This is a genomic window from Rahnella sp. ChDrAdgB13 (genome assembly GCF_017655185.1).
Lineage (GTDB): Bacteria > Pseudomonadota > Gammaproteobacteria > Enterobacterales > Enterobacteriaceae > Rahnella > Rahnella contaminans.
Map to the genome: position 1 here is coordinate 202,627 of NZ_JAEMGT010000003.1, position 26,722 is coordinate 229,348.

Consider the following 26,722-nt stretch of genomic DNA (forward strand, 5'->3'; position numbering starts at 1 on the left):
GTTGTTGCCGTTGATGGAAATTGCATCGAGAACGCGTTTACGTACTTTAGTCATGTAACGAGTGAGATGGCCAATAAGGCATCAAAATTCATCGGGATAACAAGGACTTCTGTACTCCTATTTTCTATTTGTTGGCAATCTTAGGTAGCAATCATGCAGACCCCTCACATTCTGATCGTCGAAGACGAGTTAGTGACACGTAATACGTTAAAGAGCATTTTTGAAGCAGAAGGCTACATGGTGCATGAAGCCAATGATGGCGCTGAAATGCACCACATTCTGTCCGAAAATGACATCAATCTGGTTATCATGGATATCAACCTGCCAGGCAAAAATGGCCTGCTGCTGGCACGCGAATTACGCGAACAAGCCAGCGTTGCACTGATGTTCCTGACGGGCCGCGACAACGAAGTCGACAAAATTCTGGGGCTGGAAATCGGCGCTGATGATTACATCACTAAGCCATTCAACCCGCGCGAACTGACTATCCGCGCACGCAATCTGTTATCCCGTACGATGAACCTGGGCACGACCGGTGAAGAACGTCGTCTGGTCGAAAGCTACAAATTCAATGGTTGGGAACTGGACATCAACAGCCGTTCACTGATCAGCCCGCAGGGCGAACAATACAAGTTACCGCGCAGCGAATTCCGCGCGATGCTGCACTTCTGCGAAAACCCGGGCAAAATCCAAACCCGTGGCGACCTGCTAAAGAAAATGACCGGTCGCGAGCTGAAGCCGCATGACCGTACTGTTGACGTCACCATTCGCCGCATCCGTAAACATTTCGAAGCGACGCCAGATACTCCGGAAATCATCGCGACCATTCATGGCGAAGGCTACCGTTTTTGTGGTGATCTGGAAGACTAATACAGAAGGTTGCCAACCGCTCTGTAGATGATGCAGCAAAACGTTAAAGGCCAGCGAAAGCTGGCCTTTTGTTTGAGTTCTGCTTTGAACATCCTCAAAAACTTACGGCGTCGTATGCGCCCACGGAATGATCGGAACAGCGCTCAGCGCATTTTTAGGTGAGCCATCGACGACTTTGTCTGAGTAACTCAGATAGATAAGCGCGTTACGTTTTTCATCGTAAAAGCGAACAACCTGAAGCTTTTTAAACACCAGTGACGTCCTTTTCTGAAAGACTACAGTTCCCTTGTCTTTGCCTTGTTTAATCTTATCGCTCAGTTCGATGGGGCCGACCTGCTGGCAGGAAATCGCCGCATCAGACGTGTCTTCTGCCAACCCTAATCCGCCTTTAATCCCGCCGGTTTTCGCGCGACTGATATAACACGTTACATTTTTAATATCAGGATCATCAAAGGCCTCGACGACGATTTTATGGTCCGGTCCGAACAATTTGAAGACCGTATCGACCGACCCGACTTCCTCGGCATGCGCTGCCCCGGAACAAATAACAAACATCCCAAATACAAAAATCCAACACTTTTTCATTAAGTTACTCCACGTCATGAGCATGACGTTGTTTTCTAAAGAAACCCCATTCGGAAAGCGTGCATTCACAGTTTCTGAATGAAATACTCTGTAACACCTGCAAATAGCACAGATAGCCAAAAAATTCTTAGGAAGTCTTATCAGTAAAAAGTTGCTATTATGCGCGCAACATTCTGTGAATTATCTTAGCTCAACGAGGACGATCTATGGATCAAGCAGGAATCATTCGTGACCTTCTTAGCTGGTTAGAAACCCATTTAGACCAGCCCTTGTCACTCGACAATGTCGCAGCCAAGGCCGGCTATTCCAAGTGGCACCTGCAGCGGATGTTTAAAGATGTCACAAACAATGCAATCGGTGCTTATATTCGCGCGCGTCGTCTTTCTAAAGCCGCCGTCGCTTTACGCCTCACCAGTCGCCCCATTTTAGATATCGCCCTTCAGTACCGTTTTGACTCTCAACAAACGTTTACACGGGCATTCAAAAAGCAATTTGCTCAAACTCCGGCGCTGTACCGCCGTGCTGAAGACTGGCATTCTTTCGGGATCTGCCCGCCAATTCGCCTGGGTGCGTTTATTCTGCCTCAGCCGGAATATATCGCGCTGCCTGAACAGCATCTGATCGGTATGACGCAAAGTTACGCCTGTACCCTGGAACAAATCACCACGTACCGTAACGAAATGCGCCGCCATTTCTGGCGTCAATATATTGGTGAAGCGAAAACGCTGCCACCGATACTTTATGGCCTGCACCATTCGCGTCCAAGCCAGGAAAAAGATGACGAACAGGAAGTCCTTTACACGACCGCGCTTGAGCCTGGGCATCTGCCGGAAAATGTTGAAGGTCAGCCGATTGTGTTGCAGGAAGGTGAATATGCCATGTTCCACTACAATGGCACGCCTGAGCATTTGCAGGAGTTTATTCTGACGTTGTACAGCACCTGCCTGCCAACGCTGAAACTGACCCGCAGAAAGGGACAGGATATCGAACGCTTCTACACTAATGGCCGTGCTCCCGGCACTGCACCATTAGAAATACAGTGTGATTACCTGATCCCAATCCGCCGCTAACGCCTCCAGGCGTTAGCGTTGTAACTCGTCTAACGCGGGCAGATCCAGATGTGATACATCGCCCGCCGTTTCCACAATCCAGCCATTCGCCAGCCACGCACTTTGCTGATGATCCACGCGCGACAATGAACAGTTACGCAGACGAAGACGACGTTCCGCATATGCAGGCAATCCCAGAATCGTACTGATCAGACATCCCAGCGCAATGCCGTGGCTGACCAGCAGAGGTTTGCTGCCCGGCGGCAGTTGCAGACAGCTATCGAGCGCAGCACGCATACGCGCCGCCAGCTCCGTCATGGTTTCGCCTTCCGGAATACGCCCTTGCGGTGAGCCATCAACCATCTGCTTACGCCAGATTTCTTCCTGCCCGGTCAGGCCATCCAGAACGCGCTCTTCCAGCACGCCCATATGCAACTCGCGCAGACGCGGCTCATTGATCACTTCACAGCCGCAAGCATCAGCGATAATCTGCGCGGTGTGACGGGTACGCCCTAAATCACTGGTGATAACGTGAGTGATCCCTTCGTTGCGCACGCGCTCAGCAACCTGACGGGCCTGATAAAGACCTTTAGCCGTCAGAGGGCTGTCTGACTGCCCCTGAATACGACGCGCTGCGTTCCATTCTGTTTCGCCGTGACGGACGAGATATACCTGTAACATGTGTGTTTTCCGTTATACTGCGTGAAATTTGCTAAAGGATGCCAGAACTCTATGTACCATGTTGTCGCTGCAACCACTAACCCGGCAAAGATCAAAGCTATCGCCATGGCTTTTGAAGACATTTTCGGCGCTGAGGCGTTTCGCATTGAAGGCGTTGACGTCGATAGTGGTGTTCCAAATCAGCCCATCGGCAGTAATGAAACCCGTACCGGTGCGCGTCATCGCGTCATTGGTGCGCGTCAGGTTCGCCCGGAAGCGGACTTCTGGGTCGGCGTGGAAGCCGGTATCGAAGACAATATGACGTTCGCCTGGATGGTGATTGAGAATATGCACCAGCGCGGCGAATCCCGTTCTGCGAGCCTGATGTTACCTGAAATTATTTTACAGGGAATCAATCAGGGCAGCGAATTGGGAGATGAGATGGAGAAGCTGACCGGTATTGCGGAAGTTAAACGTAAAGGCGGCGCGATTGGCATTTTTACGGCGGGTAAACTGACGCGCACCAGCGTTTATCATCAGGCGCTGGTTCTGGCTTTAGCGCCGTTCCATAATCCGGTGTATCAGACTCGCGCGCAGACGCACTGAGTTTTGAAACCTGAAATTAAAACGAAAACGGACGCATCAGTCGTCCGTTTTTTCTGACAGTAACTGCTCTCCTAACCATTCCTTCAGTTCCGCCGGTGCCGTTTTCAGGCCGTTGGAACCCCGGGTTATCGTCGCGATACCGGCACCCAGCTGGCTTTTCAACTCCCGCTGGCTCATTTCTCCCCGCATCAGTTCCTGAATAATGCGCACCCGCGTCCCCAGCGCCGCTCGTTCGTCGGGCGTCAGAAGCAGTTGCAACAAATCCTGATGCAGATTTTCAGCAAAAGATTGCTGTAGCAGTGCCAGAAAGCACTGCCAGTCCTCATTGCCTTGTTGGGAAAGAGCAGGGTCAGTGAGTGTTCGTTGCGTCATGTGAGGGCTGCCATACTATTGAACTAGTACAGCAGCTTAACATAAACGCCCGAAAATCAGTAACGCCTCTGCCATTCGGCATCCGTCAAAATTTTGGCCGGTTGATGTAAAAAATAGCGATAAAACGCATCATATGCCAACACATTTTTAACATATCGGCGCGTTTCAGAGAAAGGGATACTTTCGATAAATGCGACGGAGTCCACCCTGCCCGCGCTGGTTCCCAGCCAGGTGTTCACACGCGACGGACCGGCGTTATAGGCGGCGCTGGATAAAATACGGTTGCGGCCAAACATCTGGTAGACGTATTCAAGATAGCTGGTGCCGATGGTGATATTCATCTGCGGATCCAGCAACTGCGCCGGATTGCTGTAACCCTGCAAACCGAACATATCCACCGTATGCTGCGCCGTCGCAGGCATAACCTGCATCAGGCCCGCCGCGCCCACCGGAGAACGCGCTTTCGGATTCCATGCACTTTCCTGACGGGCAATCGCCATCGCGTAACTTTGGGTAATGCCTTTATCATTGGTCGCACGGCGGAATTCATCCGGCCATGCCAGCGGGAAACGTTCTTCGAGATAATCCCACAGCTTGCCGGTTATCGTGGCCTGTACGCTCAGGTCCGGCCATTTTTGCTCGAAGGCATAACGCGCCAGCGCGGATTGCTGCACTGTACTGCGGCTGCTCACCAGATAGCTCCATTCGGTGCGCGCCAGATTGTCCATCTGCCAGTACATCAGTTCACGTACACGGGCCACTTCCGGCAATGCCGCTATGCTGGCATCCGGTTTTGTCGCCACAGAAATCTGCATCGGATACGCGACATTCAGCTTTTGCGCCGCCGCCATCGGATAGAAACCGCGCCCCTGCATTAATGTGCGCAGCATGGCTTCACCCTGCGAGCGTTGCCCTTTGTCGATCATGACCGACGCACGCCAGTATTGCCATTCGTCCTGCTGCAAAGCGTCCGAAGGCAAACGCTCCAGCCACTGACTCAACCCCTGACGGTCACCGGCGGCCAGCGCCATACGGATGCGACGTTCAACCAGCGGGGTGGAATGGCTGCGCAGAATCACGTTATCGCGCCATGCGGCCTGTTCCGGCGTGGCATCGCTACCCATATAACGCCAGGCAACGGCTTCTTCCAGTTCCAGACGATCGCTGTCACTCATCTTCTGCAAACGCGCCAGAACCGGGATCATCGAACGCGCGTTTTCCGAATCATCGCGGGCAATGCGGGCGAACGTAATGCTGGTGGCGTTACGGGTGAAATCGGTCGGCCCTACGTTACGCGCAAAGCTTTCAATCGTATTCGGGTTGTTTTGCAGATCGACCAGTGCGTCGCGCATCGTCTGATAATCCGGTGGCAACTGTTTCGCCAGATAACTCACCAGACTGGTATTCCCGGCTTTCATCGCCAGACCAATACGTTGCAGCGTCGTCAGGGCAGTCTGATTGCCTGCGCCCTGCCAGACTGAGAATAATTTGTCGCAGGTATTCGGCAGCGACGTGCCGGTTAACCAGATATCTTTCGCGCCATCAAACGCAGTTTTCTGATCGCCGGTGGCCCATTTTGCATAGTAATAGTTACAGCGGGCGGCGACCGGCTTCGGCGGCTGCGGGCTGAAAGACAACAAACTGTTCCAGTCCTGACGGCGCGCCAGTTCATTCACAAAGCGTGCTGGCAGGGAACGCGCCGGCGGCAAGGTCGGGTTCGCTTTCACAAAGGCATTCACCTGAGCCGGTGTCGCCTCGCCCAGATCCTGCGTCAGCTGGCGGTATTCGAGATAAGGATAAAGAGGATAATCTTCGAGCGTCGGCATCAGCTGGCCAACGACGTCCATCTGATTATTATCCCACGCCTGTTTAATCTGCATGTAGTGCTGACGTTGCGAATCCAGCGAATCCGCTTTCGCCACGCCCGATGCTGTCACCAGCAATACGCTCATTGCCAGAGCGTGCCATTTGTCCACCTTGACCATACTTGCCTTTATCCTCACGGGTTGTCTTTCCTTCTGTGCCAGCCGCACAGATATTGCCCTACAGACCTGCTGTTTTTGATGTAAGAACTGTTCTTCGTTCTGTAGACAGTCACTACGCTAATCGATTCATTTTGAAAATTGAAGTCATGCGGGAAGCGCATCACAAACTTTACACAGTGTGAGGCATGCGCAAAGCCGTTACCAGAGAACCGCGCGCTTATTTTACGTAACACAACGTAGCAGATGAATAAGCGCAAATGGCTATATTATTACCGCGATAATGGTCGGATATTTGAGAGATCCCAAATAGATAGTACCCTTACAATGAGAATCTGAACAAACACACTGACAAAATTTATCTTTATTTACGCTAATTTACCGTGATATTAAAACCCTAAACAAAACCTAAATGAGTAGCAAATAATACCGATATTCCTAATTCGATTAAAATAATGTTTTCATTGGAAAATTTTATTATTGATATCGTTATAAAAGTCTTTATTGGTTCAGATCAATTTTATTTTCGCGTAATTAATTATTATCACGCCATATTCTCAAACCGATTTGAATACCCGTAGTAATTACACGCTTAATTTCATCACGTGCAAGCATTCTTATTCATCGCTTATGGAAAAGTATATGACTCACTCATCATCTGTCAAAACCAATGCCAGCCCTTCTTCTTCAGCGGCGGCAGAAAACAAAAACTGGTATCAGATTAGTAGTAACGACGCCATGTCGCGTCTGGAAACCAGCGAAGCCGGCCTGAACCCGCAGGTTGCCGCTGAGCGCCTGAAAGAATTTGGTCCAAATGCCTTACCGGAAAAACCAACCAAAAGCGCCCTGATGCGTTTCCTGGCGCATTTTAATGACGTCCTGATTTACATCCTGCTCGCGGCAGCGGTTGTAACCGGTGCGATGGGCCACTGGGTGGACACGCTGGTGATCCTCGGCGTTGCTGTCATTAACGCCATGATCGGTTTTCTGCAAGAAAACAGCGCCGAGAAATCGCTGAAAAGCATTCAGAATATGCTGTCCAGTCAGGCGGTTGTGATCCGCGACGGACAGATTCAGACCATCAATGCCGATCAACTGGTACCCGGCGATATCGTTCAGCTGCGTCCGGGCGATAAAATCCCGGCAGACCTGCGTATCGTCAGCGCACACAACCTGCAGGTTGAGGAAGCCATCCTGACCGGCGAATCTACCGTCGTCACCAAAACAGCCCGTACTATCGACGATGAAGTCATGATTGGCGACCGTCACAATCTGCTGTTCTCGGGCACGATGATCAGCGGCGGAACGGCTACCGGCGTGGTGTATGCCACCGGTAAAGACACCGAACTGGGCCATATCAACCAGATGATGTCGTCGATTGAACCGCAGCGCACCCCGTTGTTGCAGCAAATCGACAAGCTGGGTAAAGGCATTTTTGCCCTGATTTTGCTGATGATGGCGTTCCTGTTTGTCTTCGCCTTTATCCTGCGCGACATGCCGCTCGGCGAACTGTTGCTGTCGCTGATAAGCCTCGCCGTGGCTTCCGTGCCGGAAGGCTTACCGGCCATCATCTCGATTATTCTGTCCCTCGGCGTTCAGTCGATGGCGCGTAATCACGCGATTATCCGTAAGCTGCCGACCGTCGAAACGCTGGGTTCAATGACCGTCATCTGCTCGGATAAAACCGGCACGCTGACCATGAATGAAATGACCGTTAAGGCGGTGATTCTGGCAGACCGCGCTTATAACGTGGAAGGTGAAAGCTACCAGCCGAGAGGCCGGATTGTGGACGCCACGACGCAGCAGCAAATTGATGTCATCAATACGCCGGTGCTGAACACCTTCATCACGGCGGTCGATTTATGTAACGACAGCCAGCTGATTCAGGACGACAAAGGCCACTGGGGCATTACCGGCGGGCCGACCTCCGGCGCGCTGAAAGTGCTGGCGGCGAAATGCACACTGAACACCGGTAAAATCGAATCTCTGGATAAAATCCCGTTCGATTCCAAACACAAATACATGTCGACGTTGCAGCGCATTGACGGCAAAACGCAGCTCTTTGTGACCGGTGCGCCAGACGTCCTGTTCTCGCTGGCGACATTTGAGCTGACCGAAAACGGTGTACAGCCTTTCCGCCGCGAATACTGGGAAGAAGAGATGGCGCGCTACGCCCGTCAGGGCCTGCGTATGGTTGCCGCCGCGTTCAGGGATGAGCCGGAAATCAACGGTGATCTGAGCCACGACGATTTGCAGCAAGGCCTGGTCTTCGCCGGTATCGCCGGAATGATGGATCCGCCACGTCCGGAAGCCATTGATGCGATTGCGCAATGTCAGCAGGCCGGGATCCGCGTGAAGATGATCACCGGCGACCATCAGGAAACGGCGATGGCCATCGGCAAAATGTTAGGTATTGGCAACAGCGGGGATTCCATCACCGGCAACGAGCTTGAGCACATGGACGACGCCGAACTGGCGGTCGCTGCCAGCCAGTACGATATTTTCGCCCGTACCAGCCCGGAGAATAAGCTGCGTCTGGTGAAAGCGTTGCAGGAAAACGGTGAAGTGGTCGGCATGACCGGCGACGGCGTGAACGATGCGCCTGCGCTGAAACAGGCTGATGTCGGCATCGCGATGGGCATCAAAGGCACCGAAGTTACCAAAGAAGCCGCCGATATGGTGCTGACGGATGACAACTTCGCGACCATCGCCAGTGCGGTGAAAGAAGGCCGTCGTGTTTACGACAATCTGAAGAAAACCATTCTGTTTATTCTGCCGACTAACCTCGCGCAGGGGCTGCTGATTATCCTGGCGATTCTGGCCGGTGCGGTGATCCCGCTGACGCCGGTGCAAATCTTGTGGATGAACATGGCAACGTCAACCACGCTGTCATTCGGTCTGGCCTTTGAACCTGCCGAGAAAGGCATGATGCGCCGCCGTCCGCGTGAGCCGGGTCAGCACGTGTTAGACCTGCACGCCGTCTGGCGTATCGCTTTCGTCGGTATTCTGATTGCCTGTAGCGCCTTCATTCTTGAAGCCTGGATGCAACCGCTCGGCTACAGCAGCGATTTGATTCGTACTGTCTTGCTGCAAACGCTGGTCACCGCGCAGTGGGTTTACATGTTTAACTGCCGCGTGATGGACCGCTTCCCGCTGAGCCGCGAAGTGTTCGTCAACAAAGGTCTGTGGATTGTCTCCGGCGTGCTGCTGGTGCTGCAACTGGCACTGATTTATCTGCCAGTGATGAACCAACTGTTTGGCACCGTACCGCTGCCGCTGAAATTCTGGGGCATTACCCTGCTGGTCGGTGCGATGATCTTCGTGATTGTCGAAATCGAGAAATGGCTGGTTAACCGCTTCATTCGTAAAAAAGCGTAGCGAGTTTCCCGCTTACCGGGCTACTTTCTGTAGCCCGGTTTTTTTCAATAAAAACCTCACAATTCTAAAACTTTAACGCGCATCGCCCTCATTTCGTCTCAAAGATCTCACAAAACGTCCCAAAGCCGGTTCTGCTGATTTACATCAATCCTTCCCCGCTTTATTACTCTGCCTAAGGGTTCTCCCGTCACACAGCAAAGTCATATTTTGCCGCCAAACGGCAATTTCCAGGGATACGCCCCCATCGCAGTACGGCTGCGTTGAATAAACCGGTCGATTTATAAAAACGAGCTCTCTGCGCTTGCAGAAAAACATAGAGCCAAAAAATAGGTAACTTACGATGTCATCGCTCATTGTAGATAAGTGCTTTTACACGCAGCTGGCATTGCATTCACTCTTGCAACTTAACGGACAACACCAGAAAGATATTCTTTCGCTTAAGGACATCAACGCACTGCAAGCCGCATGCAATTCCCTGAGGCCTGAAATCATCTTTGTAAACGAAGACTGCTTCGTCACCGATGCACAGTCTGGTCACGCGTTAAGGGAAGTGATCAACGCGCATCCCGGTACGCTGTTCTTTGTTTTTATTTCCAAAGAAAACCTGAATTATCAGAACTATGTACCGATCCGGAAAAACATCATCATCATTTCGAAATCGATTCGCACCACCACGATTTACCAGCTGATCGCGCATAATCTGCAACTGTCACGCTTCACAGAAGCAGAGCCTGAAGTTGAAACGGAGCAACCGCTGGATCTCACGCCGGTCAGCCTGAGCCGTACCTAGTCAAGCATTCTGAAAATGTGGATGTCTGGGTTGAACACGCAAAATATTTCCCAGCACCTGAACATCAAGCAGAAAACGGTGGCGTCTCACAAAGGCAACATTAAGCGCAAAGTCAAAACCCAAAATAAACAGGCTATTTATCATGTCGTTAAGCTCACATATATTTTGACCACAGGAATGTTTGTCGGCAGAACCCAGCCTATCCGCCTCACCGGCGAGCCGGACGAATTCAGCGTTCCTTTCGGCTAACCGTTAACGCCCCTGCATCCGGCCAGCAACATTCTTCCCTTACTGTGAAGCTGATGGTTGGGAACACGACTGAAACACGCTAAACTTCCCGGTCGGAACCCTTATCAGTCATGCCGCAGTCAGGCGGGGCTGGCTTTAATTCGCCGCTGCGCCCGCCGGATCAGTCTCAATGATTCGGCTCATGCGCGCGGCCCGCAGAGAAAGAGGCTCAAAACAACGTGGCTCAATACGTATATTCCATGCACCGCCTCGGCAAAGTTGTTCCGCCGAAGCGTCATATTCTTAAGAACATCTCCCTGAGTTTCTTCCCCGGCGCCAAAATCGGCGTTCTGGGTCTGAACGGTTCAGGTAAATCTACCCTTCTGCGCATCATGGCCGGTATCGATACCGATATCGAAGGCGAAGCGCGCCCGCAGCCTGATCTGAAAATTGGTTATCTGCCGCAGGAACCGCAACTGAACATGGAACACACTGTGCGTGAGTCCGTGGAAGAAGCCGTTTCTGAAGTTGTGGGCGCACTCAAACGCCTTGATGAAGTTTATGCGCTGTACGCTGAGCCGGAAGCCGATTTCGACAAACTGGCCGCCGAACAGGGCAAGCTGGAAGAAATCATTCAGGCACACGACGGCCATAACCTGAACAGCCAGCTGGAACGTGCTGCCGATGCGCTGCGTCTGCCAGACTGGGATGCGAAAGTCGCGACCCTGTCCGGGGGTGAACGCCGCCGCGTGGCGCTATGCCGTCTGCTGCTCGAAAAACCTGACATGCTGCTGCTCGACGAACCGACCAACCACCTGGATGCGGAATCCGTAGCATGGCTGGAACGCTTCCTGCACGATTTCGAAGGGACCGTTGTGGCGATTACCCACGACCGTTACTTCCTCGATAACGTTGCCGGTTGGATCCTTGAGCTTGACCGCGGCGAAGGTATTCCGTGGGAAGGTAACTATTCCACCTGGCTGGAACAAAAAGATGAACGTCTGGCGCAGGAAGCTTCTTCCGAAGCGGCCCGTCGTAAATCTATTGAGAAAGAGCTGGAATGGGTTCGTCAGGGCGCGAAAGGCCGTCAGTCTAAAGGCAAGGCCCGTCTGGCTCGCTTCGAAGAACTGAACAACACCGAATACCAGAAACGTAACGAAACCAACGAATTGTTCATTCCACCGGGTCCACGTCTGGGCGACAAAGTCGTTGAAGTGAAGAACCTGAGCAAATCTTATGGTGATCGCGTTCTGATTGACGACCTGTCCTTCTCCGTACCGAAAGGCGCTATCGTCGGCATTATCGGCCCGAACGGTGCCGGTAAATCCACACTGTTCCGCATGATGTCCGGTCAGGAAGAAGCAAACAGCGGCACGATTGAGCTGGGCGACACTGTGAAACTGGCGTCCGTTGATCAGTTCCGTGACTCAATGGATAACAGCAAAACCGTGTGGGAAGAAGTGTCCGGTGGTCAGGACATCATGCGTATCGGCACGACCGAAATGCCAAGCCGCGCGTACGTGGGCCGTTTCAACTTCAAAGGGGTTGATCAGGGCAAACGCGTCGGCGAGTTGTCCGGTGGTGAGCGCGGTCGTCTGCATCTGGCAAAACTGCTGCAGGTGGGCGGTAACATGCTGCTGCTCGATGAACCGACCAACGACCTCGACATCGAAACCCTGCGCGCACTGGAAAACGCCTTGCTGGAATTCCCGGGCTGCGCCATGGTCATTTCCCATGACCGCTGGTTCCTCGACCGCATCGCGACCCACATCCTTGATTATAAGGATGAAGGTAAAGTCGAATTCTTCGAAGGTAACTTCACCGAATACGAAGAATACAAAAAACGTACTTTAGGTGCGGAAGCGTTAGAGCCGAAGCGCATCAAGTACAAAAAGATGATCAAGTAATCGTCTTTATGAACGAACGAAGGCCCGGCGACGGGCCTTTTTTTATGCGCCGGATACCCTTTATTCCCCCGCCAGCGCTTCGCTGTAACTCTTCGCAAAGCCGTATTCTTCCAGCATAAAATCAATAAAACACGCCAGCGCCGGAGAATTCAGTTTCCGCCCCGGATACACCAGAAACAGATCGTTGCCTTCCGCTTCCCACTCCGGCAACACTCGCACCAGCGTACCGGCGGCCACTTCGTCATGGCACAAAAATGCTGGTAACAACGTGATGCCCGCGCCCGCCAGCGCGCATTCCCGCGCATACAGCAGATTGTCAGTGGTATGCGCCGAAGGCAGCAGCCAGCGATGATAAGTTTCGCCGCGATGCAGCACCCATTCCGACCATGCACGGTGCGCAATACAGTGATGCGAGGCTAACTGCTGAGGTGATTCAATCAGCGGATGCTGCGCCAGATAATCAGGCGAAGCCAGAAGATAGCGCGGGCTGTGGCCCAGTTCACGGCCGATCAGCGAGGAGTCCTGCGGCTTGCCGGTGCGCAGCGCGATATCAAATCCTTCCTGCACCAGATCCACCAGCGCGTCAGACACCGACACTTCCAGCGAAACATCCGGGTAACGCTTTTGGAATTCGACGTTCATGCGCGCCAGCAGCGTGGCACCCAGCCCCGCCGGGCTGGTGATGCGCAAGCGCCCGCTGGGATTATCACGCAACCGGCGGATCGCCAGTTCCGCCCGCTCGCTGGCCTGCATCATTTCCTGACAGTGGATCAGATAGCGTTCACCGGCAAACGTCAGATTGAGCTGGCGCGTGGTGCGGTTCAGTAGCCGCAGGCCAACGGATTTTTCCAGCTGGCTTATCCGCTGGCTGACGCTGGATTTCGGCAAACCGGCACGGCTGGCCGCCTGTGTAAAACTGCCGCATTCCGCGACCAGAGCAAACAGCGCCATATCCTGCAATTGTTTAAACACGATTGTTCACCTCAGCCGAACACTTTGTTAGTTATTGTCCATCTTATCAGGCTGCCGCCAGAGGACTAGACTGTCTGAATACCCAATGGAGGAATTTTTATGTCTGTTAAAGCGATTGCCGTAAATCCAAAAGAACCATCCCGTTTTATCGCCATCGAACTGCCACAACCTGTGCCGGGCGAAAATGACCTGCTGGTGGAAGTGAAAGCCGTTTCGATTAACCCGGTCGATACCAAAGTGCATAAAGGCGTGCAGAAAAGCGGCCTTGATGCGCCTAAAATTTTGGGCTGGGATGCCAGCGGGATTGTGAAAGCCGTGGGCAGCGCGGTGAAAAACTTCAAAGCAGGCGACGAAGTCTGGTACGCCGGTGACATCACCCGCTCCGGCAGCAACGCTTCCGAGCAGCTTATCGACTCACGCATCGTTTCCGTGAAACCGAAATCCCTGAACTGGGCGCAGGCCGCCGCAATGCCGCTGACCACGCTGACGGCCTGGGAAGCGCTGTTCGAACACCTGAAAATTCAGGAGGCTTCGGACGACAAAACGCTGTTAATTATCGGCGGTGCCGGTGGCGTCGGTTCGCTGGCGATCCCGTTTGCTTCGCTGCAAAGCAAAGTAAAAGTCATTGCGACCGCTTCGCGTCCGGAATCTGCGCAGTGGTGTCTGGATCGCGGTGCCGATCTGACCGTGAGCTACAAAGATCTGAAAGGTGAGCTGGCGAAACACGATATCAAACAGGTGGACTTCATTCTTTGCCTGAATGACACCGACGGTCACTGGGACGCGATTACCGATCTGATTGCGCCAATGTGCCACATCTGTACGATCGTTGAGAACGAACATCCACTGGATATGAACAAGCTGAAACTGAAAAGCGCCGCGCTGCACTGGGAACTGATGTATACCCGCAGCATGTTCAATACGCCGGATATCGCGCAGCAGGGCGAGATCCTCAAGCAAGTCGCCGCGCTGGTGGATGAGGGCAAAGTCACCACCACGCTGAGCGAAACCCTGCACGGTCTGACCGTGGAAAGCATCGAAGCAGCTCACGCGAAAGTGCTGGATGGCCATATGCAGGGCAAAGTCGTCGTCGCTTTCTGACCTTTTCTGCAAAAGCAAAACCCCGCGATTTTCATGGCGGGGTTCTTTTTTATCCTGCATTGCGGCTATTCGCCGTCATCAACCTTCTGCCATCTGGCGTCCGGATCAAACGTCGTCAACGCCCGCGCCACAGCATCAGTGTTTGCACCTAAATCCTGCTGATACACATCGCCTTGCTGATTAATCATAAAACTGGTGATACCGGTATGGCCGTAAACCACCGGCCACGCGATGAGCGCAAAACCCCGGGTCATTTTTCCGTTTTCGATGTAACTGTGTGCCCCGCCGCTGGCGTTCCCGCCCTGCGCGGTGAGAATGCGGTAATAGTAGCCGTGATAATCGGTGCCTGGCTGATCCTGACCGAAAGCAGGCCCAAGCGGGCTTGGCGCGTCGCCTTCTTTGACCGGCCAGTACAACCCGTCGTGCTGCCCGTCAGTGCTGATAATCTTCTGAGCAAACTGCCCGGCGCCCAGCTGATATTCATGTTGTGCGTCGGCGTAAGCCGAAACCGCCTGCATGGCCGACAGCTCGTTACGACCAATGGTGCGGGTTTCAATTTCTGCCGCGCCCGCCACCATATCGAACTCCCAGCCCTGCGCCGTGCGTTTCATCGGGATCGGCAGTTGCCAGTTTTCTTCCCCGACGTTCAGATGCGCAATATCACCTTGCTCAACAATTTTGTGGCTGACATTCCAGTCACGCAGAAAGCGCGCCACTTCATCAGGGTCGACCTCTTTTTTCGGCAGATAAACCTGCCAGTCGCTGCCGAGAATTTTCCCCAGCGCCATATCGTCATGTGCCTGCGTCGCTTTCACCAGCGCCTGAGCCGCCTGTTCCGGGCGGGAAAATGCCTGCTGCGCAAACCCCGTCAGAGGCAGGGCAAACAGGCTGGTGCAAATCACAATGTTACGTAATGTCTTCATGACTTTTCCTCGTAAGCCTAGCGGCGGTGAATATGAACCGGTTCCGCATTCGCCGGGCGTGCGTGCTGGAAGTTTTGCATCTGCTGGCGGCTCTGATTACCGCGCGCCTGCTGCTGTTGCCATGACGGCGCGCGGCTCGAATTTCCGCTGAATGCCGTGCTGCGCGGCATATTACTGGCCTGATGGAAGTTCTGCCTTTGTTGCTGATTTCCGCCTCGCAGGGCGTTCTGGTTGCCGTTTTGCTGACGGTTTAACGCCTGATGCTGCTGCGGTAACGGATGACCGGACGCCTGATGATTATTCAGATTCGCAGCGCCGCGGCTGGCCGAAGCGGCACCCGTCGCGGAATGCGTCGCACCCGACAAATTGCCCTCATGGCGATTCATCACCGAAGCGGCCTGCTGACGTCGCTGCTCCCTCGTCTGCCCGCTCAGGTTATTTTGTGCGCCCGGGTTGCCGTCAAAACCCCGATAATTATTACGCTGCGCCACATTATTCAGTGCCTGATTTTGCGTCGCTCCGTTCAGGTTCGCCCGGTTATTCGGGACACCCGCGTTGAAAGCCGGATTATGCTGCCAGCCCTGTGTCGCTGCTGAACCTGAATGGTTAACCGTGTTGTTGTTATTACCTGATATGCGGTTGTAATTATTGACGTTTACGTTGACGTAATTGTTGGACGAACCGCCGTGATGGCCGTCATCGTGATGATCGTCATGGTGGTCGTAATCGTCGTGATGATGATCATCATCCCAGTCGATATTGCCGAAAATCGCGTAGGTTGCCGCGACGCCAACGCCAAAACCGATGCCTGACGCCACGCCGTTCACAAACTGCTGACCCGGCGGCGGTGGCAGATAAACCGGCGGGTAAGCCGGTGTCGGCCATGCGCCATAAACGACATTCGGGTTATAGCTCGGCACGTAAACCACCTGCGGATCGGCGGATTCAATAATAATGGTCTGCTGCGCGGGCTGAGCATTGACCACGGTTGTGCTGCTTTGCGCCGCCGGTTTTACCGTGACTTTCTGCTGCGGCGTACTTTTCAGGGCTCCGCTCTTTTGCGCGACCTGACGGAATTTCTGTACGGTGTCCATCACGTCACCGGGTTGCGCCAGAAACGCGTCTCCCAGATTTTGTACCCATGCCGGATCTTCGCCCATCAGCGCCAGTAATTGCGGAAACGCTACCAGAGATTTCACGCTCGGATCCCAGGGTTCATTCGCCACAGCTTTGACGGCGGGATCACCCTGACTTTGCGGATGGTCACGCGACCATTGCACAGCCTGAATGACGTTGGTCGGATACGTGGATGCCATCAGAACCTGAGAAAGCAGGCTGTCAGGATAAAGCGCTACGGGCGCAACCCACTGATCAAGCTGAGCTTGTGTAAAAGCTGAGCTTGTGTAAAAGCTGGAGGTGTAACGGGAGTGGCAGGCGGAGGAACGGCAACAACAGGTGCCGCAACGGGCGCGGGTGGTGCGGTCTGAACGGTGGTTTCGGCCTGACTGCGCACCGGAAACCAGCCTTGCATGAACATCACGCTGGCAAGAGCAAAAGCCCCTGCGCTGCATACGACTGCGATACCCCAGGGCTTGAATGACAAATTCATTCGGATCACCTTAAAAAGCCTCAGCCGGAATGAGAGGCACAATGAATGAGTATAATCGGACAAATAAAACTCAACGGACGCCACTCTATTTTTATTTCGCAAATGAGATTTACGCATAAAATGCGCAATAAAAATCCGGCTAACACGAAAGGCATCAACGCATTGATACCTCGATGCTTTTTAATTCAGGCTGTTACAAGCTGAATTAATTAAAAATCAAAACTGATGCAATCAGATGAATTCATTAATAATTATACAGAATACAAAACTAACAACCATTCACTCAGCGAATACTTAATAAGGATCTGGTCATTGAAGGGTAAAAATAGCAGGTATAAAAAAGCGCCTGTTGCGTAAAACAGGCGCCTGAGTTTTTCGGGAAAACTGGTCAGTTCACGTTGGGATCGTTCAACCGGCTGGTATCGGCAGCGAGCATGTTTTTCACCAAATCCACGCACTCGAGAAAACGCTGATCGTAATCTGAAGATTCAACGTGAACGTAATCCACATTGTTCTGTTTCAGCATATCGATAAGCAGATTCTGGAATGACATGCGGTCGGTTGTACTTCCCAGACTGCGCAGGCCATCCGCCACCCACGGCGTGTTATTTTCCAGCAAGATCACCAGATCGAATTTGTATTCGTCCATCAGAGCCTGAACAAACGGATGCTCTCGGCCTTCGTACTTTTTACAAAACGCCTGCGTCGTCAGAAAATCGGTATCAATAAACGCCACTTTATTGGCATATTTAACCGCAAAATCAATGTACTGCGCCTGACCGAGTGCGATTTTATCGTAGTCGGAATATTGCAGCGCCATTTCATCGCCACCGAGGTGCGAGAAGACGTAATCACGCCCATATTCCCAGGCGCTGGTGGTGTTGAAAATGTTGGCTAATTTATTGACCAGCGTCGATTTCCCGCTGGATTCGCCGCCCAGAATCGCCACGGTGCGCACGAAGAACGGCTTCACTTCCGTCGGAATATAATCCCAGTAGCGGAAAGGATCCTGACGTATCTGGCGGCCACTGATATTCATAAAGGAGCGTTTCGGGTCAATCAGCACCGTTTCAATCCCGAGATGTTCGCGGTACTGCGGCGCGTCGCCTTCTTCGCTGGAATAAATGGTATTCGGCTCAATGCCTTTCTGGCTCATAAACTCTTTAATGCCGCGTCCCCAGACATCCCAGCCGTGCGGATACGGCTCCATCCCTTCTTCATTGAAGGCATGGATACGGATGTTTTTCTGGTATTTGAACGTCTGCAATAACCAGCGCAGACGGTCGCTGACCGTCGGTTGCTGAGACATCGAGCTGTTTTCGAATAACTCGCGGTCACGGAGCTCGTCATAGCCCATGATGATATGGAGTTCATCGACCTGACTACAGGCGCGCTGAATCAGATAAATATGACCGGTGTGCAGCGGATAAAACTTACCAAACACCACGCCGATATTCTTTTCGCGGCGGGGAAACTCAAGATCAAGGAAGCGATGCAGCGCCTCCAGCTTTTGGGCGCTGGGGCTTTTTATCTTTGCATTCAACAACTGGCTGAGATAACCCTTGGTCATCCCGCTGGCCTCGGCCACCTGTTGCAGCGTGCGTCCCTGTTGTTTTATCGCGGTTTTTAGATAGTCGAACTGTGACATGCCTTGTCCCCAGGTTTGCTGTACTAAACAAAATAGCTAAACCCAAAATAGCATAAAGGCAGGCTTAATTGACACCAGACAACCGTTACAAATCGTCGAGGATCGCCAGCGCATCTGCCAGTTTTTTGACACCAAACACCTGCATTCCGGCAGGGACTTTTTTCGGCACATTGGCGTGCGGCACGATGGCGCGTTTAAATCCGTGCTTCGCCGCTTCGGTGATACGCTCCTGACCGCTGGGCACCGGACGGATTTCCCCCGCCAGCCCCACTTCACCAAACACCACCAAATCCTGCGGCAGAGGACGGTCGCGCAGGCTGGAAACCAGCGACAGCAGCAGCGCGAGATCCGCACTGGTTTCCGTCACTTTCACGCCACCCACGACGTTAACGAACACGTCCTGATCCGCCATCTGCAAACCGCCATGACGGTGCAGAACCGCCAGCAGGATCGCCAGCCGGTTTTGCTCAAGCCCGACAGCCACGCGACGCGGATTTCCCATCATCGAGTGATCAACCAGCGCCTGTACTTCAACCAGCAGTGGCCGCGTCCCTTCCCACAGCACCATCACCGAACTACCCGACGTAATTTCATCGCCACGGCTCAGGAAAATGGCCGAGGGATTACTGACTTCGCGCAGCCCCTGCTCGGTCATGGCGAATACGCCCAGTTCATTCACTGCACCGAAGCGGTTTTTATGGCTGCGTAAGGTACGGAAACGGGAGTCGGCATCGCCGTCGAGCAGAACGGAACAGTCGATACAGTGTTCGAGCACTTTCGGCCCGGCGAGCGATCCGTCTTTGGTGACGTGGCCGACCATCACAATCGCCACACCGCGCGTTTTCGCAAAACGGGTGAGATAGGCGGCGGTTTCGCGCACCTGTGCGACCGTACCCGGCGATGACTGAATGTCCGCCATGTGCATCACCTGAATGGAGTCGATCACCATCAGTTTCGGCTGTTCTTTGTCGGCAATTTCACAGATCTGTTCAATGCTGGTTTCCGACAACATGTTCATGTTCGACGTCGGTAAACCCAAACGATGCGCGCGCATCGCCACCTGTTGCAGTGATTCTTCGCCGGTGACGTACAGGGTTTTCATGTTTTCGCTGAGGTGACACAAAATTTGCAGCAACAGCGTACTTTTGCCAGCGCCCGGATTACCGCCGATAAGAATCGCACTGCCGGGCACCACGCCACCGCCCAGCACGCGGTCAAATTCCTTGAAACCGGTGCTGAAACGCGGAAGTTCATCGAGGCTGATATCAGAGAGTTTTTGTACACGGCTGACGCCAGCATCACCCGCGTAACCGGTCAGGCGCTCGTTACGCGCCACAGTCGGGGAAGCCGCTAAACGGATTTCAGTAATGCTGTTCCAGGCCTGACACGCACTGCACTGCCCCTGCCAGCGCGGATAATCTGCGCCACATTCATTACACACAAATGCACGTTTTGCTGCTTTCGCCACAACTTACCTCTTTATTTTTATTAAGACTGACTGCCGCTCAGGATGCATAAAACACCGAGTAAATCGGCATGACGGATGCAAACGGCAGCCTGTTCATACACTTTCGGTTTCGCGTGATAAGCGATGCCCATCCCCGCAACGGCCATCATTTTGAGATCGTTGGCGCCATCGCCGATTGCGATAGTTTGCTCCTGAGAAATGCCCAGTTTTTCCGCCAGTTTTAGCAGCGTATCGGCTTTGTATTGGGCATCAACAATTGGCCCGATCACGCGTCCGGTCAGCTTACCGTCGCGGACTTCCAGCTCATTCGCCGCCACGTCGACCAGATTCAGCCGATCACGCAGATATTCGGCGTAATACGTGAACCCCCCGGATGCAATCGCCACGTGCCAGCCCGCTTCCTGCAAGCGCTGAACCATCACGGTCAGGCCCGGCATCAGCGGTAATGTCTGACGCACCTGCTCAAGGATCCCTGCATCGGCATCTTTGAGCGTCGCAACGCGCTGACGCAGGCTGGCGGAGAAATCCAGCTCGCCGCGCATCGCACGTTCGGTGACTTCGGCCACCTGCACACCGACGCCCGCCAGTTTGGCAATTTCGTCGATGCATTCAATCTCAATCGCGGTAGAATCCATGTCCATAACCAGCAGGCCAGGCGTTCGCAGGTAAGGCACTTTCCCCAACTGGGCGACATCGAATTCAAAAGATTCGGCCAGAACTTGTGCGTCGGAGGTCAGTGAACCCGCCAGACGAACAACCTGATAACCTTCCACTGCCCATGCACTGACAATCACCAGAGCACGGCCTAAGCGGCGCTGGAAAAGCGTAATGCTCGTTTTATCCAGTTTTCTACCATAGAGCAGCCATCCGGTGTGTCCCGCCCGGTAATCGAGTGGCATGACTTCATCACCGCTCAGTGAAAGGGGAAGTCCCGGCCATTGGTGGATCTCCGCAGGAAGATCGCAATAGGTCAGACTGTTTGGCATGATGGCTCCGGTAGATTGTTTTGTTATAAACGACGGTTCGTAAAACGAGTCAAAAGGCAGAGGTAACGCCGGGTAAAACGAGGCATCAAGCTACCCTATCGTCACCTCTTCTGGCAACATTAAAGTCATCGAAAATCGCAAGGAAACAGAATGGCCAAGGCCAAACTTAAATTTCGCCTGCACCGCGCTGCTATCGTACTGATAAGCCTGGCGTTATTAGTCATTCTGATGCAAGGCGCATCCTATTTCAGCCTGGGACATCAACTGGCGCGTTCCACTCAGGTGGAGCAACTCGCCCAGACACTCGCGAAGCAGGTGGCATTTTCACTCGCGCCACTGATGGACAGCGACAATGATGGCGCTGATATCGCGCAAATTTCCACTATTTTGAGTCAGCTTACCGATGGCAGTCGCATTCTTGATGCCAGCGTTTATGAATCCGACGGCTCCCTGGTGGCCCATGCGGGCGAACAGGTGCCGGTTCGCGACCGGTTATCGCTGGACGGTAAACGCGCGGGCAGCTACTTCAATCATCAGATTGTGGTGCCGATAGAAGATAAAAATGGTCCGAGCGGATTTTTGCGCATCACGCTCGATACGCATGTTCTGGCAACGGAATCGAAGCAGGTCGATAACACCACCAATCTGTTGCGTCTGATGATGCTCGCCGCACTGGGTGTGGGCATTATTCTGGCTCGGACACTGTTGCAAGGACGCCGTTCGCGCTGGCAGCAATCACCATTCCTGCTGACCGCCAGTAAACCAGTGAAAGAAGATGACGAGCAGGAAGAGGAAACGGACGAATTCGGCCCTCCGCCGGTGCTGAATATTCCTGAACCGGAAGCCGAAGTTGCCGAGGCAAAACCCGCAACCGAAGCACAAACTAAAGAAGCGGCTCAGGCCGCTTACCGCAGTCTGAAACGCAGCCGGCCTAAGTGATTCAGACCAGCCGCTGAACAGGCAATTTTAATTCTTCCACCTGGATAGCGTGGGCTGGGTGATGTGCAGGCGTTCAGTAATCTCTTTTGCCGTCAGGCTGCATGACGCAGTAAATCCACAAGTTCAGACATGAGCAGCTCAGTGATGAATAGAAAATTGCATAGCAAAACGGGCGCCCATCGGCGCCCGTTTCAGTTTCTGCAATGTATGCAGAATTTATTCTTTGTCGCCCAGCAGAACGGATTCCAGCGCGATTTCGATCATGTCGTTGAAGGTCGTCTGACGTTCAGCGGCAGTGGTTTGTTCGTGCGTACGGATATGGTCGGAAACGGTACAGATGGTCAGCGCTTTTGCGCCGAATTCAGCTGCCACGCCGTAGATACCGGCGGCTTCCATTTCCACACCCAGAATGCCGTATTTTTCCATCACGTCGAACATTTGCGGGTCTGGCGTGTAGAACAGATCAGCGGAGAAGATGTTACCAACGCGGGCATTAATGCCTTTAGCTTTTGCCGCATCAGCAGCGTTACGCACCATGTCGTAATCGGCGATAGCCGCGTAATCGTGATCTTTAAAACGCATGCGGTTCACTTTGGAATCGGTGCAGGCACCCATGCCAATCACGATATCACGCAGTTTGATGTCTTCACGTACCGCGCCGCAGGAACCCACACGGATGATTTTTTTGACGCCGAATTCGGTGATCAGCTCTTTGGCATAAATTGAGCAGGAAGGAATGCCCATGCCGTGGCCCATAACAGAGATTTTGCGGCCTTTGTAGGTGCCGGTGAAGCCCAGCATCCCACGCACGTCATTCACCTGCTTAACGTCCTGAAGGAAAGTTTCCGCGATGTGCTTGGCGCGCAGCGGATCGCCCGGCATCAGCACTACGTCAGCGAAGTCGCCCATTTCAGCATTAATGTGTGGAGTTGCCATCTTCTTATTCCTTAATTCTGCGAGGTGTCATGTTCATAATAAAAACGCGGCCAGTAAGCTTTACTGGCCGCGCATTCTAATCGTTACAGCATGGATTTACCGTAATCCATCGGCGTCAGATCGAAGTATTTCGCGACCGTCTGCCCGATGTCAGCGAAGGTTTCACGGTGGCCCAGCGAGCCCGGTTTTACTTTAGGACCATAGATTAACACCGGAATGTGCTCACGGGTATGGTCTGTGCCGCGCCAGGTCGGGTCGCAACCGTGGTCAGCGGTGAAGATAATAATGTCATCTTCTTTCACCAGCTCCAGCAGTTCCGGCATACGGCGGTCGAACAGCTCAAGCGCAGCGGCATAGCCCGGAACATCACGACGGTGGCCGTAAGAAGAGTCGAAATCAACAAAGTTGGTGAAGACGATTGTCTTATCACCCGCTTCTTTCATCTCTTTAATGGTCGCGTCAAACAGCGCGTCCAGCCCGGTGGCTTTCACTTTTTTGGTGATACCGACCTGCGCATAGATATCCGCGATTTTACCAACGGAAACTACGTGGCCGTTTTTCTCATCAACCAGTTTTTTCAGGATGGTCGGTGCCGGTGGCTCCACCGCTAAATCATGACGGTTACCGGTACGCTCGAAATGACCGGCTTTGTCGCCGATAAACGGACGCGCGATAACACGGCCAATGTTGTAACCGCCTTCAGTCAGTTCTTCACGGGCGATTTCGCACAGTTCATACAGGCGATCCAGCCCGAAAGTTTCTTCGTGGCAGGCAATCTGGAAAACGGAGTCCGCAGAGGTGTAGAAAATCGGCTTGCCGGTTTTCATGTGTTCTTCGCCTAAATCGTCCAGCACGACGGTGCCGGATGAGTGGCAGTTGCCGAGGTAGCCCGGCAGATTGGCGCGTTTCACCAGCTTATCCAGCAGTTCCTGCGGGAAACTGTTGGTGGTATCGCTGAAATAACCCCAGTCGAAAAGAACAGGCACACCGGCGATTTCCCAGTGGCCTGACGGGGTATCTTTACCGGAGGAAAGTTCGCTCGCGTAAGCATAAGCGCCGGTAATTTCAGAATTACCGTCCATGCCTTCCGGGATTTTTCCGGTGGATTCTTCAGCGGCTTTCGCCAGCCCAAGACGGGTCAGGTTCGGCAGATTCAGCGGCCCTTTGCGGCCTTTGTCGGCTTCGCCACGCGCGCAGGCAGCCGCGATATGGCCCAATGTGTCAGAACCGGCATCGCCAAAGCGCTCGGCATCTTCACTGGCACCGATACCGAATGAGTCTAACACCATGATAAATGTACGTTTCATTTTGCTCTCCTGCGAATGGTTACGCATTGGGTCACGCGGAACTGCCGCGCACCTGATCACTCTTAAATGGGGGCGATTCAGCCTGAAATCAAGCTTTGCCGCTGATCCGGCGATAAACCACCGGCGTGCTTTCCGGCGCTTTGTCACTCAGGACAATGGCCGCGCGCACTTCCTGCGCTGCCTGCTGCCAGGCCGCTTCACTGTTCGCGTGGATCATCGCCAGTGGCTGACGGGTATCCACCTGCTGCCCCAGCTGAGCCATGTGGGTCAGACCGACGCTGTAATCGATAGCATCGCTGGCACGACGACGACCACCACCCAGTGACACTACCGCCATGCCCAGCGCGCGGGTATCCATCGCACTGACAATGCCGTTTGTTTCGGCATAAACCGGTTTGCTCAGCGTCGCCTGTTGCAGATAATTGTCGTAATTTTCGATGAAATCGGTCGGGCCTTTTTGCGCCGCAATCATGCGACCAAAAACTTCAGCCGCTTTGCCGTTATCCAGCACCGCCTGCAATTTGCTGCGGGCATCAGCGTCATCTTTTGCCAGTCCGCCGGACAGCAGCATTTCAACGCACAGCGCCATGGTGACTTCCAGCAGACGCGGATTGCGGTATTCGCCGGTCAGGAAGCGCACGGCTTCGCGCACTTCCACCGCATTACCGGCACTTGATGCCAGCACCTGATTCATGTCGGTCAGCAGCGCCGTGGTTTTGCAACCCGCGCCATTTGCCACATCCACAATCGCCTGTGCCAGATCTTCTGAAAGCTGGTAGGTCGGCATAAACGCGCCGGAGCCCACTTTGACGTCCATGACCAGCGCGTCCAGCCCTTCGGCCAGTTTTTTGGCGAGGATCGATGCGGTAATCAGCGGGATAGAATCCACGGTCGCGGTGATATCACGCGTTGCGTAGAAGCGTTTGTCCGCCGGTGCCAGCGAGCTGGTCTGGCCGATAATCGCCACACCAACGTCCTGGATGATGCTGCGAAAACGGCTGTCATCCGGGAAAATATCAAAGCCCGGGATCGCTTCGAGTTTATCGAGCGTACCGCCGGTATGACCGAGGCCACGGCCTGAAATCATCGGGACATAACCGCCACAGGCTGCCACCATCGGGCCCAGCATCAGGGAGGTCACGTCACCCACGCCGCCGGTGGAATGTTTATCCACAACCGGGCCGTTCAGGTTGAGGCTTTTCCAGTCCAGCACGGTGCCGGAATCGCGCATCGCCATGGTCAGCGAAACACGTTCTTTCATGGTCATATCATTGAAATAGATGGTCATTGCCAGTGCGGCAATCTGACCTTCTGAAACCTGACTGTCGCGAATGCCGTTCACAAAGAAACGAATTTCTTCGTCGCTTAAAGGCTGGCCGTCACGTTTTTTTCGAATAATTTCTTGTGCGAGAAACAAGGTATCCCCCTGCCTGAGCTGAACGCTAAATGTGAACGCCAATACCGGACGCTGCAAAACAGCGCCACGGCATCGGCATAACAACAGTGATTAATAGCTGCTGGTGGCTTTCTGACCAGCGTGACCGAGAGTGGTCAGCAGGCTTGCCAGCAGGCTGGAAGCGCCGAAACGGAAGTGACGTGCATCAGCCCATTCGCGACCCAGCAGGCGGTCAGCCAGTGCCAGATATTGCGCAGCATCTTCAGCGGTTTTCACGCCACCGGCCGGTTTGAAACCGACGGTTTTGCCCACGCCCATTTCAGCAATCACGCTCATCATCAGTTCAGCGCTGTGCAATGTTGCGTTTTCAGGCACTTTACCGGTTGAGGTTTTGATGAAATCAGCGCCTGCTTTGATAGCAATTTCGGAGGCTTTGCGGATCAGCGCGTCCTGTTTCAGCTCACCGGTTTCGATGATCACTTTCAGCAGAACATTTGCGGCTGCACAGGCTTCTTTGCACTGTTTAACCATCTCAAAACCGATTTGCTCGTTACCGGCGATCAGCGCGCGGTACGGGAATACCACGTCAACTTCGTCGGCACCGTAAGCAATCGCTGCGCGGGTTTCTGCCAGCGCAATGTCGAGATCGTCATTACCGTGTGGGAAGTTCGTCACGGTCGCAATGCGGATGTCCGGCGTTCCTTGCTCGCGCAGGGTTTTACGGGCAACAGGAATAAAACGAGGATAAATACAGACAGCAGCGGTGTTACCTGCCGGGCTTTTTGCCTGGTGACAAAGGGCGATCACTTTTGCATCGGTGTCGTCTTCGTTCAGCGTGGTTAAATCCATCAGGTTCAGCGCACGTTGCGCTGCGGCGGTTAAATCGGTCATATAACTCTCCAACAATTTTCAATTCCAGCGACCGGCCAGAACTGAGCATACAGTCATGAATTCATTCCGGTGGTTAACATCGGGGGAAAGAATTCTGCACGTTGGCGAGCGGACTTGGT

Annotated in this window: 22 protein-coding genes and 1 pseudogene; 9 read left to right on the forward strand and 14 right to left on the reverse strand. The window is 53.4% G+C overall.

All coding sequences use genetic code 11. The features are described from left to right. Positions 1 to 153 precede the first annotated feature (153 nt). Positions 154 to 870 carry a two-component system response regulator ArcA gene (arcA, locus tag J8X26_RS02125; protein WP_013577079.1) on the forward strand — a complete coding sequence of 239 codons (717 nt, stop codon included), beginning with the start codon at positions 154 to 156 and terminating at the stop codon, positions 868 to 870. Positions 871 to 972: 102 nt separating this feature from the next. Here arcA and creA read toward each other — a convergent pair whose 3' ends face one another. Beyond that, positions 973 to 1,455, reverse strand: a complete 483-nt coding sequence (gene creA, locus J8X26_RS02130) for a protein CreA (protein ID WP_152325365.1) — start codon at positions 1,453 to 1,455, stop codon at positions 973 to 975. A 206-nt stretch (positions 1,456 to 1,661) separates the two neighbouring features. Between creA and robA the strand changes: the two genes are divergently transcribed. Further along, positions 1,662 to 2,525 (forward strand): MDR efflux pump AcrAB transcriptional activator RobA, encoded by an 864-nt coding sequence (gene robA, locus J8X26_RS02135; protein WP_152325190.1) that lies wholly within the window; start codon positions 1,662 to 1,664, stop codon positions 2,523 to 2,525. 12 nt (positions 2,526 to 2,537) lie between these two features. Here the strand turns inward: robA and gpmB are convergent, their stop codons facing one another. Then, complete coding sequence (gene gpmB, locus J8X26_RS02140) at positions 2,538 to 3,185, reverse strand: 2,3-diphosphoglycerate-dependent phosphoglycerate mutase GpmB (protein WP_152325191.1); 648 nt, start codon at positions 3,183 to 3,185, stop codon at positions 2,538 to 2,540. 51 nt (positions 3,186 to 3,236) lie between these two features. Between gpmB and yjjX the strand changes: the two genes are divergently transcribed. Then, positions 3,237 to 3,770 (forward strand): inosine/xanthosine triphosphatase, encoded by a 534-nt coding sequence (gene yjjX / locus J8X26_RS02145; RefSeq protein ID WP_047609789.1) that lies wholly within the window; start codon positions 3,237 to 3,239, stop codon positions 3,768 to 3,770. Positions 3,771 to 3,806: 36 nt separating this feature from the next. Here yjjX and trpR read toward each other — a convergent pair whose 3' ends face one another. Together trpR and sltY are read right to left on the reverse strand one after the other, a co-directional pair. Beyond that, positions 3,807 to 4,142 carry a trp operon repressor gene (gene trpR / locus J8X26_RS02150; RefSeq protein ID WP_104923402.1) on the reverse strand — a complete coding sequence of 112 codons (336 nt, stop codon included), beginning with the start codon at positions 4,140 to 4,142 and terminating at the stop codon, positions 3,807 to 3,809. Positions 4,143 to 4,198: 56 nt separating this feature from the next. Then, positions 4,199 to 6,118: a murein transglycosylase gene (gene sltY, locus J8X26_RS02155; protein ID WP_208950044.1), complete on the reverse strand. Its 1,920-nt coding sequence runs from the start codon at positions 6,116 to 6,118 to the stop codon at positions 4,199 to 4,201. Positions 6,119 to 6,766: 648 nt separating this feature from the next. Here sltY and J8X26_RS02160 point away from each other — a divergent pair. From J8X26_RS02160 to ettA, 4 genes are all read left to right on the forward strand, one after another. Beyond that, positions 6,767 to 9,502 (forward strand): cation-transporting P-type ATPase, encoded by a 2,736-nt coding sequence (locus tag J8X26_RS02160; protein WP_208950032.1) that lies wholly within the window; start codon positions 6,767 to 6,769, stop codon positions 9,500 to 9,502. Positions 9,503 to 9,842: 340 nt separating this feature from the next. After that, on the forward strand, positions 9,843 to 10,292 hold the full coding sequence (locus J8X26_RS27585) for a hypothetical protein (protein ID WP_244370260.1): 450 nt from the start codon (positions 9,843 to 9,845) through the stop codon (positions 10,290 to 10,292). A gap of 15 nt (positions 10,293 to 10,307) precedes the next feature. Then, positions 10,308 to 10,541, forward strand: a complete 234-nt coding sequence (locus J8X26_RS27590; protein WP_280118818.1) for a LuxR C-terminal-related transcriptional regulator — start codon at positions 10,308 to 10,310, stop codon at positions 10,539 to 10,541. Between the two features lie 218 nt (positions 10,542 to 10,759). Then, positions 10,760 to 12,427 (forward strand): energy-dependent translational throttle protein EttA, encoded by a 1,668-nt coding sequence (ettA, locus tag J8X26_RS02170; RefSeq protein WP_208950033.1) that lies wholly within the window; start codon positions 10,760 to 10,762, stop codon positions 12,425 to 12,427. 60 nt (positions 12,428 to 12,487) lie between these two features. Here the strand turns inward: ettA and J8X26_RS02175 are convergent, their stop codons facing one another. After that, positions 12,488 to 13,399, reverse strand: coding sequence for a LysR family transcriptional regulator (locus J8X26_RS02175; RefSeq protein WP_152325196.1), 912 nt, complete (start codon positions 13,397 to 13,399; stop codon positions 12,488 to 12,490). Between the two features lie 99 nt (positions 13,400 to 13,498). On the opposite strand from J8X26_RS02175, the gene J8X26_RS02180 reads away from it, so the two are divergent. Continuing rightward, complete coding sequence (locus tag J8X26_RS02180; RefSeq protein ID WP_208950034.1) at positions 13,499 to 14,500, forward strand: zinc-binding alcohol dehydrogenase family protein; 1,002 nt, start codon at positions 13,499 to 13,501, stop codon at positions 14,498 to 14,500. Positions 14,501 to 14,565: 65 nt separating this feature from the next. Here the strand turns inward: J8X26_RS02180 and J8X26_RS02185 are convergent, their stop codons facing one another. The 5 genes and pseudogenes from J8X26_RS02185 to serB form a co-directional block, all read right to left on the reverse strand. Next, complete coding sequence (locus tag J8X26_RS02185) at positions 14,566 to 15,423, reverse strand: DUF2950 domain-containing protein (RefSeq protein WP_152325198.1); 858 nt, start codon at positions 15,421 to 15,423, stop codon at positions 14,566 to 14,568. Positions 15,424 to 15,440: 17 nt separating this feature from the next. Beyond that, positions 15,441 to 17,032: pseudogene (locus tag J8X26_RS02190) on the reverse strand (DUF3300 domain-containing protein). 388 nt (positions 17,033 to 17,420) lie between these two features. Continuing rightward, on the reverse strand, positions 17,421 to 18,680 hold the full coding sequence (gene nadR / locus J8X26_RS02195) for a multifunctional transcriptional regulator/nicotinamide-nucleotide adenylyltransferase/ribosylnicotinamide kinase NadR (RefSeq protein ID WP_208950035.1): 1,260 nt from the start codon (positions 18,678 to 18,680) through the stop codon (positions 17,421 to 17,423). A gap of 85 nt (positions 18,681 to 18,765) precedes the next feature. Further along, complete coding sequence (gene radA / locus J8X26_RS02200) at positions 18,766 to 20,148, reverse strand: DNA repair protein RadA (protein WP_152325201.1); 1,383 nt, start codon at positions 20,146 to 20,148, stop codon at positions 18,766 to 18,768. Between the two features lie 20 nt (positions 20,149 to 20,168). Continuing rightward, entirely contained in the window at positions 20,169 to 21,134 is a 966-nt protein-coding gene (gene serB / locus J8X26_RS02205) for a phosphoserine phosphatase (protein WP_208950036.1), read from the reverse strand. A gap of 150 nt (positions 21,135 to 21,284) precedes the next feature. Here serB and J8X26_RS02210 point away from each other — a divergent pair, with 150 nt between their 5' ends. Next, positions 21,285 to 22,073: a YtjB family periplasmic protein gene (locus J8X26_RS02210; RefSeq protein ID WP_152325203.1), complete on the forward strand. Its 789-nt coding sequence runs from the start codon at positions 21,285 to 21,287 to the stop codon at positions 22,071 to 22,073. 216 nt (positions 22,074 to 22,289) lie between these two features. Here the strand turns inward: J8X26_RS02210 and deoD are convergent, their stop codons facing one another. The 4 genes from deoD to deoC form a co-directional block, all read right to left on the reverse strand. Further along, a complete protein-coding gene (gene deoD, locus J8X26_RS02215) occupies positions 22,290 to 23,009 on the reverse strand; it encodes a purine-nucleoside phosphorylase (protein ID WP_101075083.1) in 720 nt (239 codons plus the stop codon). 83 nt (positions 23,010 to 23,092) lie between these two features. Continuing rightward, a complete protein-coding gene (gene deoB, locus J8X26_RS02220) occupies positions 23,093 to 24,316 on the reverse strand; it encodes a phosphopentomutase (protein WP_152325204.1) in 1,224 nt (407 codons plus the stop codon). Positions 24,317 to 24,404: 88 nt separating this feature from the next. Continuing rightward, positions 24,405 to 25,733 (reverse strand): thymidine phosphorylase, encoded by a 1,329-nt coding sequence (deoA, locus tag J8X26_RS02225; protein ID WP_152325205.1) that lies wholly within the window; start codon positions 25,731 to 25,733, stop codon positions 24,405 to 24,407. Between the two features lie 90 nt (positions 25,734 to 25,823). Next, positions 25,824 to 26,603 (reverse strand): deoxyribose-phosphate aldolase, encoded by a 780-nt coding sequence (gene deoC, locus J8X26_RS02230; protein WP_152325206.1) that lies wholly within the window; start codon positions 26,601 to 26,603, stop codon positions 25,824 to 25,826. Between the last annotated feature and the right edge of the window lie 119 nt (positions 26,604 to 26,722).

What these genes read in the sequence shown, in the direction of transcription:
- arcA (WP_013577079.1), top strand. Translation starts at nt 154, where the DNA reads ATGCAGACCCCTCACATTCTGATCGTCGAAGACGAGTTAGTGACACGT.
- creA (WP_152325365.1), bottom strand. Translation starts at nt 1,455, where the DNA reads ATGAAAAAGTGTTGGATTTTTGTATTTGGGATGTTTGTTATTTGTTCC.
- robA (WP_152325190.1), top strand. Translation starts at nt 1,662, where the DNA reads ATGGATCAAGCAGGAATCATTCGTGACCTTCTTAGCTGGTTAGAAACC.
- gpmB (WP_152325191.1), bottom strand. Translation starts at nt 3,185, where the DNA reads ATGTTACAGGTATATCTCGTCCGTCACGGCGAAACAGAATGGAACGCA.
- yjjX (WP_047609789.1), top strand. Translation starts at nt 3,237, where the DNA reads ATGTACCATGTTGTCGCTGCAACCACTAACCCGGCAAAGATCAAAGCT.
- trpR (WP_104923402.1), bottom strand. Translation starts at nt 4,142, where the DNA reads ATGACGCAACGAACACTCACTGACCCTGCTCTTTCCCAACAAGGCAAT.
- J8X26_RS02160 (WP_208950032.1), top strand. Translation starts at nt 6,767, where the DNA reads ATGACTCACTCATCATCTGTCAAAACCAATGCCAGCCCTTCTTCTTCA.
- J8X26_RS27585 (WP_244370260.1), top strand. Translation starts at nt 9,843, where the DNA reads ATGTCATCGCTCATTGTAGATAAGTGCTTTTACACGCAGCTGGCATTG.
- J8X26_RS27590 (WP_280118818.1), top strand. Translation starts at nt 10,308, where the DNA reads ATGTGGATGTCTGGGTTGAACACGCAAAATATTTCCCAGCACCTGAAC.
- J8X26_RS02180 (WP_208950034.1), top strand. Translation starts at nt 13,499, where the DNA reads ATGTCTGTTAAAGCGATTGCCGTAAATCCAAAAGAACCATCCCGTTTT.
- J8X26_RS02185 (WP_152325198.1), bottom strand. Translation starts at nt 15,423, where the DNA reads ATGAAGACATTACGTAACATTGTGATTTGCACCAGCCTGTTTGCCCTG.
- nadR (WP_208950035.1), bottom strand. Translation starts at nt 18,680, where the DNA reads ATGTCACAGTTCGACTATCTAAAAACCGCGATAAAACAACAGGGACGC.
- serB (WP_208950036.1), bottom strand. Translation starts at nt 21,134, where the DNA reads ATGCCAAACAGTCTGACCTATTGCGATCTTCCTGCGGAGATCCACCAA.
- J8X26_RS02210 (WP_152325203.1), top strand. Translation starts at nt 21,285, where the DNA reads ATGGCCAAGGCCAAACTTAAATTTCGCCTGCACCGCGCTGCTATCGTA.
- deoD (WP_101075083.1), bottom strand. Translation starts at nt 23,009, where the DNA reads ATGGCAACTCCACACATTAATGCTGAAATGGGCGACTTCGCTGACGTA.
- deoB (WP_152325204.1), bottom strand. Translation starts at nt 24,316, where the DNA reads ATGAAACGTACATTTATCATGGTGTTAGACTCATTCGGTATCGGTGCC.
- deoC (WP_152325206.1), bottom strand. Translation starts at nt 26,603, where the DNA reads ATGACCGATTTAACCGCCGCAGCGCAACGTGCGCTGAACCTGATGGAT.